This window comes from Pseudomonas sp., assembly GCF_049301935.1.
Classification (GTDB): Bacteria; Pseudomonadota; Gammaproteobacteria; order Pseudomonadales; family Pseudomonadaceae; genus Aquipseudomonas.
In genome coordinates this window covers 1-17,649 of the sequence record NZ_JBAQLP010000115.1, presented here as the reverse complement: position 1 = coordinate 17,649, position 17,649 = coordinate 1, and the positions used below count along the sequence as shown (strand labels likewise).

At 64.0% G+C, this 17,649-nt stretch carries 15 protein-coding genes; 6 read left to right on the top strand and 9 right to left on the bottom strand.

Features of this window, described 5'->3' with window-relative positions:
- Positions 1-132: 132 nt before the first annotated feature.
- From WA145_RS15390 to glcD, 6 genes are all read right to left on the bottom strand, one after another.
- Positions 133-1,833 carry an L-lactate permease gene (locus WA145_RS15390; RefSeq protein WP_422582406.1) on the bottom strand — a complete coding sequence of 567 codons (1,701 nt, stop codon included), beginning with the start codon at positions 1,831-1,833 and terminating at the stop codon, positions 133-135.
- Positions 1,834-2,027: 194 nt separating this feature from the next.
- Positions 2,028-4,205: a malate synthase G gene (locus tag WA145_RS15385; RefSeq protein WP_422582405.1), complete on the bottom strand. Its 2,178-nt coding sequence runs from the start codon at positions 4,203-4,205 to the stop codon at positions 2,028-2,030.
- A gap of 69 nt (positions 4,206-4,274) precedes the next feature.
- The gene (locus WA145_RS15380; RefSeq protein ID WP_422582404.1) at positions 4,275-4,676 is read right to left on the bottom strand and encodes a heme-binding protein; all 402 of its coding nucleotides are present in this window, start codon (positions 4,674-4,676) and stop codon (positions 4,275-4,277) included.
- 15 nt (positions 4,677-4,691) lie between these two features.
- A complete protein-coding gene (gene glcF / locus WA145_RS15375) occupies positions 4,692-5,909 on the bottom strand; it encodes a glycolate oxidase subunit GlcF (RefSeq protein ID WP_422582403.1) in 1,218 nt (405 codons plus the stop codon).
- A gap of 3 nt (positions 5,910-5,912) precedes the next feature.
- Positions 5,913-6,977 (bottom strand): glycolate oxidase subunit GlcE, encoded by a 1,065-nt coding sequence (gene glcE / locus WA145_RS15370; protein ID WP_422582402.1) that lies wholly within the window; start codon positions 6,975-6,977, stop codon positions 5,913-5,915.
- Positions 6,977-8,476, bottom strand: coding sequence for a glycolate oxidase subunit GlcD (glcD, locus tag WA145_RS15365; protein ID WP_422582401.1), 1,500 nt, complete (start codon positions 8,474-8,476; stop codon positions 6,977-6,979). The genes glcE and glcD overlap by 1 nt, the downstream gene beginning before the upstream one ends.
- A 256-nt stretch (positions 8,477-8,732) precedes the next feature.
- Here glcD and glcC point away from each other — a divergent pair, with 256 nt between their 5' ends.
- From glcC to WA145_RS15335, 6 genes are all read left to right on the top strand, one after another.
- Positions 8,733-9,506 (top strand): transcriptional regulator GlcC, encoded by a 774-nt coding sequence (gene glcC, locus WA145_RS15360; RefSeq protein ID WP_422582400.1) that lies wholly within the window; start codon positions 8,733-8,735, stop codon positions 9,504-9,506.
- 74 nt (positions 9,507-9,580) lie between these two features.
- Complete coding sequence (locus tag WA145_RS15355) at positions 9,581-10,132, top strand: chorismate--pyruvate lyase family protein (RefSeq protein WP_422582399.1); 552 nt, start codon at positions 9,581-9,583, stop codon at positions 10,130-10,132.
- 134 nt (positions 10,133-10,266) lie between these two features.
- On the top strand, positions 10,267-11,163 hold the full coding sequence (ubiA, locus tag WA145_RS15350; RefSeq protein WP_422582398.1) for a 4-hydroxybenzoate octaprenyltransferase: 897 nt from the start codon (positions 10,267-10,269) through the stop codon (positions 11,161-11,163).
- Between the two features lie 97 nt (positions 11,164-11,260).
- Positions 11,261-11,950, top strand: coding sequence for a phosphate regulon transcriptional regulator PhoB (phoB, locus tag WA145_RS15345; protein ID WP_090379663.1), 690 nt, complete (start codon positions 11,261-11,263; stop codon positions 11,948-11,950).
- Between the two features lie 49 nt (positions 11,951-11,999).
- A complete protein-coding gene (gene phoR, locus WA145_RS15340) occupies positions 12,000-13,307 on the top strand; it encodes a phosphate regulon sensor histidine kinase PhoR (RefSeq protein WP_422582397.1) in 1,308 nt (435 codons plus the stop codon).
- Between the two features lie 69 nt (positions 13,308-13,376).
- Positions 13,377-14,717, top strand: coding sequence for a hemolysin family protein (locus tag WA145_RS15335; protein ID WP_422582396.1), 1,341 nt, complete (start codon positions 13,377-13,379; stop codon positions 14,715-14,717).
- A 139-nt stretch (positions 14,718-14,856) separates the two neighbouring features.
- Here WA145_RS15335 and WA145_RS15330 read toward each other — a convergent pair whose 3' ends face one another.
- The 3 genes from WA145_RS15330 to phoU all read right to left on the bottom strand — a co-directional run bounded on the left by WA145_RS15330 (position 14,857) and on the right by phoU (position 17,647).
- Positions 14,857-15,753, bottom strand: coding sequence for a peptidoglycan DD-metalloendopeptidase family protein (locus WA145_RS15330; protein WP_422582395.1), 897 nt, complete (start codon positions 15,751-15,753; stop codon positions 14,857-14,859).
- 123 nt (positions 15,754-15,876) lie between these two features.
- Positions 15,877-16,782 carry a response regulator gene (locus tag WA145_RS15325; RefSeq protein WP_422582394.1) on the bottom strand — a complete coding sequence of 302 codons (906 nt, stop codon included), beginning with the start codon at positions 16,780-16,782 and terminating at the stop codon, positions 15,877-15,879.
- Positions 16,783-16,915: 133 nt separating this feature from the next.
- Positions 16,916-17,647, bottom strand: a complete 732-nt coding sequence (gene phoU, locus WA145_RS15320; RefSeq protein WP_422582393.1) for a phosphate signaling complex protein PhoU — start codon at positions 17,645-17,647, stop codon at positions 16,916-16,918.
- Positions 17,648-17,649 lie beyond the last annotated feature (2 nt).

The window sequence follows — 17,649 nt, the reverse complement described above, 5'->3', positions numbered from 1 at the left end:
ATCACACGGCTATTGCGCGGTGGAAACTACCGTATCTACGCAAGTGCGCCAAGCCGCCGGGCGATGAATAGCCGGTGCAACAGGCCAACTAAAGTCGGGAGCCGCCCACTGAAGCCTGAGCAGCCCCGTACCTCAGGGTAAAACCACCAGCGGATCGCTGATGGCCATGCCGTACATGGCAATCATGGTCAAGCTACCCGCAGCCAAGAGGTAGTAGAGGGTCGGCAGCATGGTCTTGCGCAGGGTGATGCCTTCACGCCCCAGCAGACCCACGGTGGCTGAAGCCGCCACCACGTTGTGGATCGCGATCATATTGCCCGCCGCCGCACCAACCGACTGCGCGGCCACCATCATCGCGCCAGACACCCCTAGTAGGCTTGCCGCGTTGAACTGGAACTGTGACAGCATCAGGTTAGACACGGTGTTGGAACCGGCGATAAAGGCACCCAGGGCACCGACTGCCGGCGCGAAGAATGGATAGACACCGCCCACGCTGTCGGCCACCAGTTGTGCCATGGCCACCGGCATCGACACCAGATCGGAACCGTTAACCCCGGAGTTGATCAGGATACGCACCATGGGAATGGTGAAGATCAGCACGAACCCAGCACCCAGCAGCGTGCGGCTCGACTCATGCACGGCCGCGCCCAGTTCGGACAGGCGCATGCGGTGCAGCAGTGTGGTCACCAGTACCACCATGCATAGAATGCCGCCCGGCAGGTACAGTGGCTCGAGCTTACCGGAGATACCGGTTTCGCCGAGGATGTCGATCCAGCCGAAGCTGACCGACAACAGCGCCGCTTTGAGCTCGGGGAACACCCGCGAAGCCACCAGGAAGGCCGCCAACAGCACATATGGCGCCCAGGCCATGCGTACCGAGATCGGCGTTTTGCCGGCGATGTCTTCGAGCTTCATCTCGATCTTGCCCATCCACTCGGCTGGCCAGTCTTTGGCATCGGCGAAGTCCCACACGGTCTTAGGCAGCAGGAAGCCGGCCTTGGCCGCCGGGATCACAATCGCCAGACCGACCATGGCACCGATCATCGACGGAAACTCAGGGCCGAGGAACACGCCAGCGGCGATGTAGGGTATGACGAACGCCAAGCCGGTGAAGATGGCAAATGGGGCCATTTCCAGGCCTTCTTTCCACGACTGATTCTTGCCGAAGAAGCGCGTCATGATCGACAGCATGATTAATGGCATAAAGATGCCGATCAACCCGTGAGTGATTGCTACACGGGAGAAAATCAGGTGGAAGAACACCTCCCAGCTACTGCCGAGCGTGACCAGCTGAGCGGACATGCCCGCCTGATCCAGCCCGCCAGCAACGCCGACCAGAATCGGTGTACCCACGGCCCCGAAGGAGACCGGCGTGGATTGCACCATCATGCCCAGCACCACGGCAGCCAGTGCCGGGAAGCCCAACGCCACCAACAGCGGCGCGGCGACGGCGGCCGGCGTACCGAAGCCCGAGGCACCCTCGATAAAGCAGCCGAACAGCCAGGCGACGATCAGGGCCTGCACCCGGCGGTCGGGGGTGATGGTGGAGAAGCCACGGCGGATAGCGGCGATGCCACCCGAATGTTTAAGGGTGTTGAGCAGCAGAATGGCGCCGAAGATGATCCAGAGAATCGCAGCGGTGAGAATCAGCCCTTGCAGACTGGATGCCAGGACCCGATTGAAGGACATGTCCCAGGCGGTCAGGCCAATGATGGCCGTCAGCAGGAAGACCACCGGCATGGCGTACTTGGCTGGCCAGCGAAAGCCGATCAGCAGCACACCCGCCAGCACCAGCGGCACAAAGGCCAGGATGGACAGCAGTGTTTGACTCATGGATTGGTTCCTTTTTCTTTTTGTGAACCACAGTTTTCCGGGGGTACCCGGTGCCACGCATCGAGAGCGCATGCGCTCTGTGAGCCGCGTCGACAGGGATCACCCGCCGCCGCGCTCATGCTCAATAGCCCCGCCAGCCATGGGCTGTCGGGGCCGGTTGTACTTCGCCCTCACCACAGGCGCTCGAGCCTCGCTCAGGCCTGCTGCTTGAAGCGCAGACGCCAGGCATGCAGCAACGGCTCGGTATAACCGCTGGGTTGCTCGCGGCCCTTGAAGACCAGATCGCAGGCGGCCTGGAACGCCATCGAGGCCGCATAATCGGCGGCCATCGGCCGGTACAGGGGATCGCCGGCATTCTGCTGGTCGACCACCCTGGCCATGCGCTGCAGGCTCTGGTTGACCTGGGCCTCGCTGACCACGCCGTGGTGCAGCCAGTTGGCGATGTGCTGACTGGAAATGCGCAAGGTGGCGCGGTCTTCCATCAGGCCGACGTTGTGAATGTCCGGCACCTTGGAGCAGCCGACGCCCTGCTCGACCCAACGCACCACGTAACCGAGGATGCCCTGGCAGTTGTTGTCCAGTTCCTGCTGGATATCCGCCGCGCTCCAGCTGCGCTCAACCGCTACCGGCACGCTCAACAGGTCGTTCAGCAGGCTGTCGCGCTGGCCATTCAGGTCGATCAGTTCCAGCTCGCGCTGCACCGCCTGCACGTCCACCTGGTGGTAATGCAGGGCGTGCAGTACGGCGGCGGTCGGCGACGGCACCCAGGCGGTATTGGCGCCGGCCTTGGGGTGGCCGATTTTCTGCACCAGCATGTCGGCCATCAGGTCGGGCATGGCCCACATGCCCTTGCCGATCTGCGCCTTGCCGCGCAGGCCGCAGGCCAGGCCGACCAGCACGTTGTTGCGCTCGTAGGCCTGAATCCATTGGCTGGTTTTCATGTCGCCCTTGCGCAGCATCGCGCCGGCTGCCATGGCCGTGTGCATTTCGTCGCCGGTGCGGTCGAGGAAACCGGTGTTGATAAAGGCCACCCGCGCACTGGCGGCGGCGATGCAGGCCTTGAGGTTGACGCTGGTGCGCCGCTCCTCGTCCATGATGCCCATCTTCAGGGTATGCCGTGGCATGCCGAGGAGGTCTTCGATACGGCTGAACAACAGGTCGGCGAAGGCCACTTCCGCCGGGCCGTGCATCTTCGGTTTGACGATATACACGCTGCCAGTGCGCGAATTGCCCTGGCGCTTAAGGTCGTGCAGGGCGATCAGGCTGGTCATCACGCCATCGAGAATGCCTTCGGGAATTTCGTTGCCGTCGCCGTCGAGGATCGCCGGGTTGCTCATCAGATGGCCGACATTGCGCACGAACAGCAGCGAACGACCATGCAGGCTCAGGCCGGAACCATCGGCGGCGGTGTAGTCGCGGTCCGGGTTGAGCCGGCGGATAATGCGCTTGCCGCCCTTGTCCAGCTCCTCGCTCAGGTCGCCCTGCATCAGGCCGAGCCAGTTGCGGTAGATCAGCACCTTGTCGGCGGCGTCCACCGCGGCGACCGAGTCCTCGCAATCGAGAATGGTCGACAGCGCCGCCTCCAGCAGCAGGTCCTTGACCCCAGCGGCGTCGGTGCGGCCAATCGGGCTGTGCGGATCGATCTGGATTTCCACGTGCAGGCCGTTGTTCTTCAGCAGCACGGCCTGCGGCTGCAGCGCGGCGCCCTGATAGCCAATGAATTTTTCCGGCTGCTTGAGCGCGCTCTGGCTGCCATTGGCCAGGCTTACCTGCAACTGGCCGGCGACCACCTGGTAAGCCGTGGCGTCGGCATGCGAACCGCTGGCCAGCGGCGCGGCCTGGTCGAGGAAGGCGCGGGCGAAGGCGATCACCTTGGCGCCACGTACCTGGTTGTAGCCCGGGCCCTTCTCGGCGCCGCCGGCTTCGCTGATCGCATCGGTGCCGTACAGCGCATCGTACAGCGAGCCCCAGCGAGCGTTGGCGGCGTTCAGCGCGTAACGCGCATTCATCACCGGTACCACCAGCTGCGGACCGGCCTGGCTGCTGATCTCGCTGTCGACATTGGCGGTGCTGACCTGCACCTCCTGCGGCTGCGACAACAGGTAGCCGATCGACTCGAGGAAACCACGGTAGGCCGGCATATCCGTCACCGGCCCCGGATGGGCGCGGTGCCAGCTGTCCAGTTCACGCTGCAGACGCTCACGCTCGGCCAGCAGCGCACGGTTCTGCGGCGCCAGCTCATGGACCAGCGCGTCGAACCCGGCCCAGAACGTATCGCGCGCCAGCCCGGTGCCCGGCAGCACTTCTTCATCGACAAAGCGTTGCAGTTCGCTGGCCACTTGCAGGCGTTGGATATTCACGCGATCACTCATCTTCAACTCTCCATCAATTATTGCGGCGCATCACGCCACCGGCACCCGGGGTGCCGGCTCGGGTTCAATTCAGGTCAGGCTCTGCGCGCCGGCATGGGCCACTTGCGCGTCCTGCTCGGCCTTTACGCCGGACACGCCGATGGCGCCGACCACCTGGCCGTCGACCAGTACCGGCACACCGCCTTCCAGCGAGGTCAGCAGCGGCGCCGAGAGGAAGGCGCTGCGCCCGCCATTGACCATGTCTTCATAGCCTTTCGACTCACGGCGGCCGAGGGCCGAGGTGCGGGCTTTTTCGCTGGCGATATAGGCGCCGATCGGCGCGCAACCGTCGAGGCGCTCCAGGGCCAGCGGGTGGCCGCCGTCGTCGACCACGGCAATCGATACCGCCCAGTTGTTACGCTGTGCTTCGGCGCGGGCAGCCTGGAGGATGCGGCTGACGTCGGTCTGGCTGAGTACGGCTTTGCTGTGCATGGGTTGTGTCTCCGATTAATTCAGGGCTTCTTCGACCAGCTCGATCCAGTGCCGCACGGGGGTGCGGCCGGCGCCGTCGAGGTGGGTCTGGCAGCCGATATTGGCGGTGACGATCACCTCCGGCTTGCCGCTTTCCAGGGCATTCATCTTGTTGTCGCGCAGCTGTCTGGACAGCTCCGGCTGGGTCAGCGAATAGGTACCGGCCGAGCCACAGCACAGGTGGCTGTCGGGCACGGCGGTTAAACCAAAGCCAAGACGAGTGAGCACGCCTTCAACGGCGCCACCCAACTTTTGTGCATGCTGCAGGGTGCAGGGGCAATGGAAGGCCAGGCGCTTATCGGCGCGCACATTGAGCTGCTCCAGTGGCTCGGCGCTGAACACCTCAACCAGGTCCTTGGCCAGCGCACTGACACGCTTGGCCTTCTCGGCATAGGCCGAGTCCTGCGCCAGCATGTGCCCGTATTCCTTAACAAACGCACCGCAGCCGCTGGCGGTCTGCACAATGGCCTCGGCGCCTTGCTCGATGGCAGGCCACCAGGCATCGATATTCAGCCGCGCACGCTGCAAGCCTTGTTCTTGGGCGTTGAGGTGGTAATCCACCGCACCGCAGCAACCGGCTTCGGCAATCGGCGTGACGCTGATGCCCAGACGATCAAGCACCCGCGCCGTAGCGGCATTGGTGTTGGGCGCCAAACCAGGCTGCACACAGCCTTCCAGCATCAGTACCCGGCGCGCATGGCGCGGCGCGGGACGTGGCTTGGCGGCATTGGTAAGGCGTGGCAATTTGGCTTTGAGGCTGGCTGGGAGCAACGGACGGAATACCTGGCCGACCTGGGTCAGGCCTTTGAACAAGGTTGCATTCGGCACCACCGCACGCAGGCTTTCGCGCAGCACGCGCTGGGCCAGTGGGCGCGGCACGGCGGCATCCACCACAGCACGGCCGATGTCGAGCAGGTTGTGGTACTGCACGCCCGATGGGCAGGTGGTTTCACAGTTGCGGCAGGTCAGGCAGCGGTCCAGGTGCAGCTGGGTCTTGGCGGTAACTGCATTGCCTTCGAGCACCTGCTTGATCAGGTAGATACGCCCGCGTGGGCCATCCAGCTCATCGCCAAGCAGTTGATAGGTCGGACAGGTGGCATTACAGAAGCCGCAATGCACGCACGAACGCAGGATGCTCTCGGCTTCTTCGCCGCGCGGCAGTTGCTTGGCCTGTTCACTCAAGTTGGTTTGCATGGCTTAAATCTCTGCGTACAGGCGGCCGACGTTGAAGATCCCTTGCGGGTCGAGCAGGGCTTTCAACTGCCGGTGGTAACGCAACAGCGGCGCGGCCAGCGGCTGAAACGGCGTGTCGCAGTGGTCGGCGCTAAAGCAGGTGGCATGCCCGCCGAGGGTGCCGACAACCGCGCGGATCAACGCAGCAGCGGCGTCCGACTTCAGCCAGCGCTGGGCGCCGCCCCAATCGATCAGCTGCTCACCCGGCAAGTCCAGCAGAGCGCAGTTGTTCGGCAGCGACAGGCGCCACAGCGGCCGCGTATCGGCAAAGAACTCCAGGCGCTGTTCATTCAGCTCGTCCCAGTAGCTCGCGGCCAAAAGCTCGCCACCGAGGCGTTCGCGGGCGGCGGCCACCGAGCCTTCGCCGCCTTCCAGACGCAGGTGCAGGGCACGCCCGTCATGGCTGGCGGCGCTCAGCGGAATGGGTTGCTGACCCCACTCGGCCAATTTCCGCAGGGCCACGGCAGCGTCCATCTCCAGGCGCAGGCTGACGCACTGGCGCGGCTTGGGCAGCACCTTGAGCGACACTTCGGTGAGCACCCCGAGGCAGCCGAAACTGCCGGTAAGCAGGCGCGAGAGGTCGTAACCGGCGACGTTCTTCATCACCTCGCCACCAAAGCGCAGGTGCTTGCCGAAACCGGTGATCAGGCGGGTGCCGAGCACCATATCGCGCACCGAGCCAGACCATGGCCGGCGCGGCCCGGACAGCCCGGTCGCGACCATGCCGCCGACGGTGGCGTGCGGGCTGAAATGCGGCGGCTCGCACGTGAGCATCTGCCCGGCCTGATCCAGCGCCGCCTGCAACTCGCTCAGCGGCGTGCCGGCGCGCGCGGTAATCACCAGCTCGGTCGGGTCGTAGCTGACGATGCCACGGTGGGCACGGGTATCGAGCACCTCAGCGGCGACCTGGCGGCCGAGAAACGCCTTGCTGTTACCACCCTGGATGCGCAGCGCAGTGCCGTTGTTGAGGGCGTGGTTGACCTGTTCCAGCAGCGCCGTACTGGCATCTGCGTCATGCCGCATAACCATTAGAAACGCTCCAGTTCGGGGAAAGGCAGCTGACCGTGGTGCACATGCATGGCGCCGAACTCGGCGCAGCGGTGCAGGGTCGGAATGTTCTTGCCGGGGTTGAGCAGGCCGCTGGGGTCGAAGGCCGCTTTTACCGCGTGGAACAGGGTCAGCTCGTCGCTGTTGAACTGGGCGCACATCTGGTTGATCTTCTCGCGGCCCACGCCGTGCTCGCCGGTGATGCTGCCGCCGACTTTCACGCAGAGTTCGAGAATCTTGCCGCCAATGGCTTCGGCGCGCTCCAGCTCGCCGGGCTGGTTGGCATCGAAGAGAATCAGTGGGTGCATATTGCCGTCGCCAGCGTGGAACACGTTGGCCACGCGTAGGCCGTATTCGGCAGACAACTCGGCAATGCCCTTGAGCACACCCGGCAGCTCGCGGCGCGGGATGGTGCCGTCCATGCAGTAGTAGTCCGGCGAGATGCGCCCAACCGCCGGGAAGGCATTTTTGCGCCCGGCCCAAAATTTCACCCGCTCGGCTTCGTCGCGGGCCAAGCGCACTTCGGTGGCGCCGGCCTGTTCCAGCACCGCCCGCACCCGCTCGCATTCGTCATGCACGTCGGCTTCGACGCCGTCCAGTTCGCACAGCAGGATGGCTTCGGCCTCCACCGGGTAACCGGCGCGGATAAAGTCTTCGGCGGCGCGGATGGCCAGGTTGTCCATCATCTCCAGGCCGCCGGGAATGATGCCCGCCGCGATGATGTCGCCCACCGCGCGCCCGGCCTTTTCCACCGAATCGAAACTGGCCAGCAATACCTTGGCCACCTGCGGCTTGGGCAGCAGCTTGACCGTGACCTCGGTGACGATGCCGAGCATGCCTTCCGAGCCGGTGAACAGCGCGAGCAGGTCGAAGCCGGGTGAATCCAGGGCATCGGAGCCGAGCGTCATGCGCTCGCCTTCGACCGTGAGGATGTCCACCTTGAGCAGGTTGTGCACGGTCAGGCCGTACTTCAGGCAGTGCACGCCGCCGGCGTTCTCGGCGACGTTGCCGCCGATCGAGCAGGCGATCTGTGAAGACGGATCAGGCGCGTAATACAGACCGTAGGGCGCCGCCGCCTGGGAAATCGCCAGGTTGCGCACGCCAGGCTGAACCCGGGCGAAACGCCCGGCCGGGTCGATTTCGAGAATTTTGTTGAAGCGCGCCAGCACCAGCAGGATGCCCTGCTCCAGCGGCAGGGCGCCGCCGGACAAACCGGTACCGGCGCCGCGCGCCACCACCGGCACGCCGCGCCGGTGGCAGAGCTTGAGCAGGCTCTCGACCTGCTCCAGACGCTCGGGCAGCACCACCAGCATGGGCGTGGTGCGATAGGCCGAGAGGCCGTCGCACTCGTAAGGCTTAAGGTCTTCCTGGGTGTGCAGCACTTCCAGGTCCGGCAGGCAGGCGCGCAGTTCGGCCAGCAGGGCTGGCTTATCGACTTTAGGCAGCGCGCCGTCGACGCGCTCGTCGTACAGAATGCTCATGGCAGGCTCAATCAGGCAGCGTTGTTATTGTGTGCGGCCTGGGTACTGGGCGCCCAGGCTGCTATGTGGCCTGCATGTTTAGACCTCCTGCCGCAGAGCGTCCATCGCATAAAGCACTGGTCGTACCAGTTTCTTTCTCCTACCTTTCAGCGCTTTTCCTCTGTAAGCCTTATTAAATCTAAGCGAAGCGCTTATATTGGAAAACCCTTGGCGACCACATAAAAATTGGTACTACCAGTGCCAGAGAGGTTCGGTGATGACAGATTCAGCAGCGGCGGCACGCCGCCAAGTCAGCGATGTGGTGTCCGAGCGCATCGAGCGCCTGATCGTCGATGGCGTGCTCAAAGTCGGCCAGGCGCTACCCTCGGAACGTCGCCTGTGCGAAAAGCTGGGGATTTCCCGCTCGGCATTGCGCGAGGGGCTCAAGGCGCTGCGCGGACGCGGCATTATCGAAACCGCCCAGGGCCGCGACTCACGCGTGGCCAACCTCAATGGGCCACGCGATGCCAGCCCACTGATGCACCTGTTCAGCTCGCAACCGCGCACCCTGTTTGATCTGCTGGAGGTACGCGCCCTGCTGGAGGCCGAATCGGCGCGCCTGGCCGCGCTGCGCGGCACCGACGCGGATTTCGTCCTGCTGACCCGCCGCTACGAGGAAATGCTCGCTGCCCACGCCCAGCCGGAGGGCTTCGAACCCCGTGAACACGCCCGCCTGGACCATGCCTTTCACCTGGCAATCTGCGAGGCCTCGCACAACCCGGTGCTGCTGCACACCCTGCAGTCGCTCACCGACCTGATGCTCAGCACGGTGTTTGCCTCGGTCAACAACCTCTACCATCGCCCCCTGCAGAAGCGCCAGATTGACCGCCAGCACGCGCGTCTCTATCACGCGGTGATCGAGCGCCTGCCAGAGCAGGCACAACGGGCCGCGCGCGCGCACATCTTCAGCATCCGCGACAACCTCAAGGACATCGAGCAGGAAGAGCAGCGCCTAGTGCGCGCGACCATGCGCCTGGAGGGCTGGTCGTGACCGGCGCGCAGCCAGTGAGCGCCGGCGAACGGCCGTGCTAGACTCGCGCGCCTCTGCCAACGGTGAAATTGCTCGTGCCCCACGCCGCCCTCGCCCACCCGCCGCGCTGGCTGACCGCCAGTCAACTGCACCCCACACCCACGGCCGTGGTGCGCGACTGGCTGTTCAATAAGGACTCGCTGACGCGGCGGCTGACCGCCCTGTCGGCCGATGGCTTCAGCGTCACCCCGCTGATCGAGGGCTGGCAGCGCCTGCGCAGCGACGAATGTGCTGCCCTTGGCGTGCCCGACGGCAGCCAGGGCTGGGTGCGCGAGGTGTACCTGCGTGGCCATGGCCAACCTTGGATATTCGCCCGCAGCGTGGCGGCGCGCAGCGCCCTGGAAGGCTCGGGCCTGGCACTGGATCAGCTGGGCAGCCGCTCGCTGGGGGAATTGCTGTTCAGCGACCGCGCCTTCGACCGGGGTGAGCTGCAGGCATGCCGCTACCCGGCGCAGTGGTTGCCAGTGCAAGCCTGCAACCAACGCTTATGGGCACGCCGCTCATGCTTTAGCCGTGGCGCGCTGGGGGTGCTGGTGGCCGAGGTATTCCTGCCGGCCTTCTGGGCCGCGGCCACCATCGAGCCGTAGGATGGGTTAGCCGCAGGCGTAACCCATCAATAAGCAGCACCCCTTGCACCCCATGGGTATCGCTGCGCTCAACCCATCCTACAGACCCCATATCGCCCGTATAATCAGCCGCAACTCGCACGGAGACGCGCCCGATGTACACCCGCCTGCTGCATTCACTCAACCGCCTGCACCCACGCGCCTGGGACTTTATCCAGCTGATGCGCCTGGACAAGCCCATCGGCATCTACCTGCTGCTGTGGCCAACGCTGTGGGCCTTGTGGGTGGCGGCAGGCGGCGTGCCGAGCGCGAAAAACCTGTTTATCTTCGTCGTTGGTGTATTGCTGATGCGCGCCGCCGGCTGCGTGATCAACGACTACGCCGACCGCAACTTCGACGGCCATGTCAGCCGCACCCAGGCGCGGCCGCTGGCCAGTGGCAAGGTGCAGCCGCGTGAAGCTCTGATGCTGTTCGCCGTGCTGGTGGCGGCCAGCTTCGTACTGGTGTTGTTTACCAATGCCACCACCATCTGGCTGTCGTTCGGCGGCCTGGCCCTGGCCGCCTGCTACCCCTTTATGAAGCGCTACACCTTCTACCCCCAGGTGGTACTGGGTGCAGCGTTCTCCTGGGGCATGCCGATGGCCTTCAGCGCGGTGACTGGAGAGATGCCACCACCGGAGGCCTGGCTGCTGTATATCGCCAACCTGCTGTGGACGGTGGCCTACGACACCTACTACGCCATGGCCGACCGCGAGGACGACCTGAAGATCGGGGTGAAATCCACCGCCATCCTGTTCGGCGATGCCGACCGCCTGATCATCGTCATCCTCCAGGGCCTGGCGCTGCTCTGCCTGCTGCTGGCGGCGGCGCGTTTCGAGCTGGGCCTGTACTTCCACCTCGGCCTGCTGGCAGCCGCCGGCTGCTTTGCCTGGGAGTTTCACAAGACCCGCAACCGCAAGCCGATGGCCTGCTTCAATGCCTTTCTGCACAACCACTGGGCCGGTCTGGCGATCTTTATCGGCCTGGTGCTGGACTACGCTGTGCGCGGGTAGGCATCTTCGCGTGCCCTGCCGCGCAGCTGTCATATCGCTGCAATAATTCCGTTATCTAATGCAGCCCATTACAGCGAGATGACCCGAGGCTTGACCCATGGTTGGCAAGAACATCCTGATCGTCGATGACGAAGCACCGATCCGTGAAATGATCGCCGTGGCCCTGGAAATGGCCGGCTACGAGTGCCTGGAAGCGGAGAATACCCAGCAGGCGCACGCCATCATCGTCGACCGTAAACCCGATCTGATTCTGCTCGACTGGATGCTCCCCGGCACCAGCGGCATCGAACTGGCCCGGCGCCTCAAGCGCGATGAGCTGACCGGCGATATCCCGATCATCATGCTCACCGCCAAGGGCGAAGAGGACAACAAGATCCAGGGCCTGGAAGTCGGCGCCGACGACTACATCACCAAGCCGTTCTCTCCGCGCGAACTGGTCGCGCGCCTGAAAGCCGTGCTGCGCCGCGCCGGCCCGACCGACAGCGAAGGGCCGATTGAAGTTGGCGGCCTGCTGCTCGATCCGGTCAGCCACCGCGTGACCATCGACGGCAAACCCGCCGAGATGGGCCCCACCGAATACCGCCTGCTGCAGTTCTTTATGACCCATCAGGAGCGCGCCTACACCCGTGGCCAGCTGCTCGATCAGGTCTGGGGTGGCAACGTGTATGTCGAGGAGCGTACCGTCGACGTGCATATCCGCCGCCTGCGCAAAGCCCTCGGCGAGGTTTACGAAAACCTGGTGCAAACCGTGCGCGGCACGGGTTACCGTTTCTCCACCAAGAGCTGAGCCCCTGCAGCACCTGGCAACCATGGATTGATTGGCGGATGAGTTCGAATTGAATCAAGACTGGCGCGGCCCCCTGATACGTCGCTTGTTGCTGCTGGTCGGTGTTTGCCTGCTGCTTGGGCTGATCACCGGCGAATACGCCTGGGCCCTGGTACTCGGCCTGGCCGGCTACCTGGGCTGGCACCTGCAGCAACTGCTGCGCCTGCACCAATGGCTGCGCACCCGCCAGGCTGACGAAGCGCCGCCCGATGGCTACGGCCTGTGGGGTGAAGTGTTCGACAGCATCTATCACCTGCAGCGCCGCGACCAGAAAGTCCGTGGCCGCCTGCAGGCGGTGATCGACCGCGTGCAGGAGTCCACCGCCGCGCTGAAAGATGCGGTGATCATGCTCGACCGCGACGGCAACCTGGAGTGGTGGAACATCGCCGCGGAAAAACTCCTGGGCCTGAAAACACCCCAGGACAGCGGACAGCAGATCACCAATCTGGTGCGCGATCCGCGCTTTATCGAATATTTCGAGAACCACAATTACAACGAACCGCTGGAGCTGCCCTCACCGGTCAGCGACCGCCTGCGCCTGCAATTTCATATCACCCAGTACGGCAACCGTGAACACCTGATGCTGGTGCGCGACATCACTCGGCTGTTCCAGCTGGAACAGATGCGCAAGGACTTCGTCGCCAACGTGTCCCACGAGTTGCGCACCCCGCTGACAGTGATCGCCGGCTACCTGGAAACCCTGCTGGACAACGTCGAGGGCGTTAACCCACGCTGGCTGCGCGCCCTGCAGCAGATGCAGCAACAGGGCGGGCGCATGCAGAACCTGCTCAATGACCTGCTATTGCTGGCCAAGCTGGAAGCCACCGACTACCCCTCGGACAACCAGCCGGTGGCCGTCGATCTGCTGCTGCTGAGTATCCAGAACGATGCCCAGGCGCTGTCTGGCGAGCGTCATCACCGCATCAGCCTGGAGGCGGACCCGCACCTCAAGCTCAAGGGCAGCGAGGCGGAGCTGCGCAGCGCCTTCTCCAATCTGGTGTTCAACGCGGTGAAATACACCCCGGACGAAGGCGAGATCCGCATTCGCTGGTGGGGCGATGACCAGGGCGCCCACCTCAGCGTGCAGGACAGTGGCCTGGGCATCGAGGCCAAGCACCTGCCGCGCCTGACCGAACGCTTCTACCGGGTCGATTCCAGCCGCGCCAGCAACACCGGCGGCACCGGCCTGGGCCTGGCCATCGTCAAGCATGTGCTGCTGCGCCACCGTGGGCGGCTGGATATCCACAGCAGCCTGGGCCAGGGCAGCACCTTCACCTGCCACTTCCCGGCGCTGCAGGTGGTGCGGCGCGGCCAGTAACCGCGCGCTACTTGCAAAGCCGCCTGTCAGCCCCCACCCTTTAGCGCTCATCCACTAGCCGAACCCTCTATGGACCCCTCCACGAGTTACGTCGCCAGCAACTACTTCGCCGATTTCGGCCTCGTGCTCTTCGCCCTGTTTCTGGTGCTGCTCAACGGCTTTTTCGTCGCCGCCGAGTTCGCCATCGTCAAACTGCGCGCCACCAAGGTCGATGCCCTGGCGGAAAAAAATGGCTGGCGCGGACATATCCTGCGCACCGTACACAACCAACTGGACGCCTACCTCTCGGCCTGTCAGCTGGGCATCACCCTGGCCTCCCTGGGCCTGGGCTGGGTCGGCGAACCGGCCTTTGCCCACCTGCTCGAACCGCTGCTCGCGGGTATCGGCATCGAGTCGCCGAAGCTGATACATGGCATCGCCTTCTTTACCGCGTTCTTTATCATTTCCTACCTGCATATCGTGGTCGGCGAGCTGGCGCCCAAGTCCTGGGCCATCCGCAAACCCGAGCTGCTGTCGCTGTGGACCGCCGCGCCGCTGTATCTGTTCTACTGGGCCATGTACCCGGCGATCTTCCTGCTCAACGCCAGCGCCAACGCCATTCTGCGGGTGGCCGGCCAGGGCGAGCCGGGGCCGCACCATGAACACCACTACAGCCGCGACGAGCTTAAGCTGATCCTCCACTCCAGCCGCGCCAGCGACCCCAGCGACCAGGACATGCGCGTACTGGCCTCGGCCGTGGAGCTGGGCGAGCTGGAAGTGGTGGACTGGGCGAATTCGCGCGAGGACCTGGTGTCCCTGCCGCTGACGGCCACCCTGGACGAAGTGTTCAGCGTGTTCCGTCGGCACAAGTACAGCCGCTACCCGGTCTACGATGACAGCAGTGGCGAGTACGTCGGCGTGCTGCATATCAAGGACCTGCTGCTGCACCTGTCGCTGCTGGAGATGCTGCCCTCGGCGCTGAAACTGGCCGAGTTGATGCACCCGATCGAACGGGTCGGCCGGCATATGCCGCTGTCCAGCCTGCTGGAGCAGTTCCGCATCGGCGGCTCGCACTTCGCCCTGGTCGAAGAAGCCGATGGCAAGGTGATCGGCTACCTGACCATGGAAGACGTGCTGGAAGCCCTGGTCGGCGACATCCAGGACGAACACCGCAAGGCCGAGCGCGGCATCCTCGCCTATCAGCCGGGCAAGCTGCTGGTACGCGGCGACACGCCACTGGCCAAGGTCGAACGCCTGCTCGGTGTCGACCTCGATCACGTCGAAGCGGAAACCCTGGCTGGGCTGATCTACGAAACCCTCAAGCGCATGCCCGAGGAAGAGGAAGTGCTGGAGGTCGACGGCCTACGGATTATCGTCAAGAAGATGAAAGGCCCGAAGATCGTCCTGGCCAAGGTGCTTAAGCTGGATTGAGCGGCACCGTGCGATCTGTGATGCGCCTTGCCGCGATAGGGGCCGTAGGATGGGTTAGCCGCAGGCGTAACCCATCAACAACGCCAGCCGCACCGCATGGGTATCGCAAGCTCAACCCATCCTACGATCTAAACCGCGCCTACTCACCGCCCACGGCAAAATTAGGCAGGCTGTTGACCGGCTGATTGAAGTCGAACGGAATCGACTCCAGGGCCAAGCCGACATTGCGCTGCACCACGAAGTGCAGGTGCGGGCCGGTGCTGTTGCCGGTATTGCCGGAGCGCGCGAGCAGGCTGCCGGCGTTGATCCGGCTGCCTTCGCTGACCGCCACCGAACCCTTCATTAGATGCAGGTAGACACCCATGGTGCCGTCGTCATGCAGGATGCGCACATAGTTGCCGGATGGGTTGTTGCCACGGCCACTCTGCCGATTCTCGGTTTTCACCACAACCCCGCCGCGCGCCGCGACAATCGGCGTACCTTCGGGCATGGCGATATCCATGGCGTAGCGGCCTTTGGGGGTGAAGTGGCTGTACTTGCCGTTGGCACCCTGAGTCAGGCGGAACGGGCCGCCACGCCACGGCAGCGGGTAGCTCTTCTGCGTCGGCAGCAGGCGCGGATCACCCATGGCGTAGCGCAGCTTGGGGGTGTAACGCATGGGTTGGCTGGCATCGCGTGGGGCCAGGGTGGCCAGGCGGATCTTGCTGCGCGGCGGCAGCACCCAGCTGATCGGCTTGTTCGGCACGCCGGTGACGTTGTCAGTGGCGTCCAGGCGCAGCTCGATCTGCACCGGGGCAAACAGGTCGTTGCGCACCAACAGGGTTTCACCGGCTTCGTGCTTCTTGGTTTCCAGCTTTACCTGATTGTCCAGGCGCTCGACCATGCGGTCGCGAAACACGAACACCTGCGCACCGGGCGCGGCCTGGTCGGTGTAGGTGACCACGCCGTTGGCATCGGTGTACTTGTAAATAGTCAACGCCGCTGCCTGGCCGGCAAGGGTCAACAAACTGCAGAGAAGTATCAAGCGCCCTAGCATAACGACTCGGATCTTATGATTTGTTTGTCCGGATCGTTGAGATTAGCAGCCGATCCCACGCTAAGCGAACCGGCGCGCGCGGGTTGTGAGCCATCTCGCATGCACCGGTAGGACTGGGCTTGCTCAGGCGCCGGGGCTGAAGTGCTTCTGCGCGGTCCCCCGGGCGATAAGCCGGGAGATGTAGTCGAGCTTCTGCGGATCGCGGTCGACGAATCGGAAGGTCAGTTGCAGCCACTCGCTGTCCGGTTTCGGCTCGAAGGCCGCGACGGCATGCAGGTAGCCGTTGAGCCGTGCGGTTTCCGCCGCCTCGCCCTGCTCCAGATCGAGCACGGCGCTTTCCAGCACCTGCGGCAGCTCCTCGGTGCGTTTGACCACCAGCAGCGCTTCCTTGAGGCTCAGCGCCTTGATCACGCAGGACAGGGTAGCGCCACCGGGCAAACGCAGCTGGCCTTGCCCCCGACCGCTGGGCGCGCTGGCGGCCGGTGCTTTGGCTGCAGGCTTTACGGCAAACGCGGTGGCGGTCACGGCAGCTGCAGCCGGTTTAACCGCGTCGGCTTTGCCGCCGGTCAGAGCGGACAGTGAGTCGTTGGCGAAAGAGCCACTGCTAAGCATCTTCGGCGCGGTGCTGGCCATCATGGTCTGTAGCTTGCCTGCACGGTGTAAGGCCTTTTTCACCTTGGTGATCAGTTGTTCGGTGGAAAACGGCTTGCCGATAAAGTCGGAAACGCCGGCCTGAATCGCCTGCACCACGTTGTCCTTGTCGCCGCGGCTGGTGACCATGATAAACGGGACGATCTTCAGGGCTTCCTGTTCGCGGCACCAGGTGAGCAGTTCCAGGCCGGACATTTCCGGCATTTCCCAGTCACAGAGAATCAGGTCAACCGGCTGGCGCGTCAGCATCTGCAGAGCTTTGCGCCCGTTCACGGCTTCCTCGATCTGGATGCCTGGAAAGTGATCGCGCAGGCCCTTTTTCACCAAATCACGGATAAAGGTTGCGTCGTCCACTACCAGCACGCTGACTTTGCTCATCGGCCACTCCCGTTCTAATGGCCATAAGCATAGTCACGGCTGCTGGCCAAAGGCCAACCGAAATCCATCCGATGTCGCGATCATCTATATCTTCCGTGCGAGCGGCGCGCCAACGCCGCCCGCAACAGCCGGCTCAGCTGCCTTTCTTGGTGCCCTGCACTTCTTCCTGCATGCGGGTCAGGCCGAGGTGTTTGACGTCGGTGCCGCGTACCAGGTAGATCACCAGTTCGGCGATATTGCGCGCGTGGTCGCCGATGCGCTCCAGCGAACGCAGGGCCCAGATGATGTTGAGCACGCGCGAGATCGAGCGCGGGTCTTCCATCATAAAGGTCACCAGCTCACGCAGCGCGGTCTTGTATTCGCGGTCGACGGTCTTGTCGTACTGCGCCACCGACAGCGCCAGGTCGGCGTCGAAACGGGCGAAGGCGTCCAGCGCCTCCTGCACCATCCGCCGTACCTGATCGCCGATATGCCGCACTTCCACGTAGCCGCGCGGCGCTTCGCCTTCTTCGCACAGCAGGATCGCGCGCTTGGCGATCTTGGTGGCTTCGTCACCGATACGCTCGAGATCGATCACCGACTTGGAGATGCTGATGATCAGCCGCAGGTCGGATGCCGCCGGCTGACGACGGGCGAGAATGCGCACGCACTCCTCGTCGATATTGCGTTCCATCTGGTTGATCTGGTCATCGATCTCGCGCACTTGCTGAGCCAGACCGGAGTCGGCGTCGATCAGTGCGGTAACCGCGTCGTTGACCTGCTTCTCGACCAGACCGCCCATGGCCAGCAGGTGGCTGCGCACCTCCTCCAGCTCGACGTTGAACTGCTGGGAGATATGCTGGGTAAGGTTTTCTTTGTTGATCATGT

What these genes read in the sequence shown, in the direction of transcription:
- phoU (WP_422582393.1), bottom strand. Translation starts at nt 17,647, where the DNA reads ATGATCAACAAAGAAAACCTTACCCAGCATATCTCCCAGCAGTTCAAC.
- glcD (WP_422582401.1), bottom strand. Translation starts at nt 8,476, where the DNA reads ATGAGCATTCTGTACGACGAGCGCGTCGACGGCGCGCTGCCTAAAGTC.
- glcC (WP_422582400.1), top strand. Translation starts at nt 8,733, where the DNA reads ATGACAGATTCAGCAGCGGCGGCACGCCGCCAAGTCAGCGATGTGGTG.
- WA145_RS15380 (WP_422582404.1), bottom strand. Translation starts at nt 4,676, where the DNA reads ATGCACAGCAAAGCCGTACTCAGCCAGACCGACGTCAGCCGCATCCTC.
- WA145_RS15385 (WP_422582405.1), bottom strand. Translation starts at nt 4,205, where the DNA reads ATGAGTGATCGCGTGAATATCCAACGCCTGCAAGTGGCCAGCGAACTG.
- WA145_RS15325 (WP_422582394.1), bottom strand. Translation starts at nt 16,782, where the DNA reads ATGAGCAAAGTCAGCGTGCTGGTAGTGGACGACGCAACCTTTATCCGT.
- WA145_RS15390 (WP_422582406.1), bottom strand. Translation starts at nt 1,833, where the DNA reads ATGAGTCAAACACTGCTGTCCATCCTGGCCTTTGTGCCGCTGGTGCTG.
- WA145_RS15335 (WP_422582396.1), top strand. Translation starts at nt 13,377, where the DNA reads ATGGACCCCTCCACGAGTTACGTCGCCAGCAACTACTTCGCCGATTTC.
- ubiA (WP_422582398.1), top strand. Translation starts at nt 10,267, where the DNA reads ATGTACACCCGCCTGCTGCATTCACTCAACCGCCTGCACCCACGCGCC.
- WA145_RS15330 (WP_422582395.1), bottom strand. Translation starts at nt 15,753, where the DNA reads ATGCTAGGGCGCTTGATACTTCTCTGCAGTTTGTTGACCCTTGCCGGC.
- phoB (WP_090379663.1), top strand. Translation starts at nt 11,261, where the DNA reads ATGGTTGGCAAGAACATCCTGATCGTCGATGACGAAGCACCGATCCGT.
- glcF (WP_422582403.1), bottom strand. Translation starts at nt 5,909, where the DNA reads ATGCAAACCAACTTGAGTGAACAGGCCAAGCAACTGCCGCGCGGCGAA.
- glcE (WP_422582402.1), bottom strand. Translation starts at nt 6,977, where the DNA reads ATGGTTATGCGGCATGACGCAGATGCCAGTACGGCGCTGCTGGAACAG.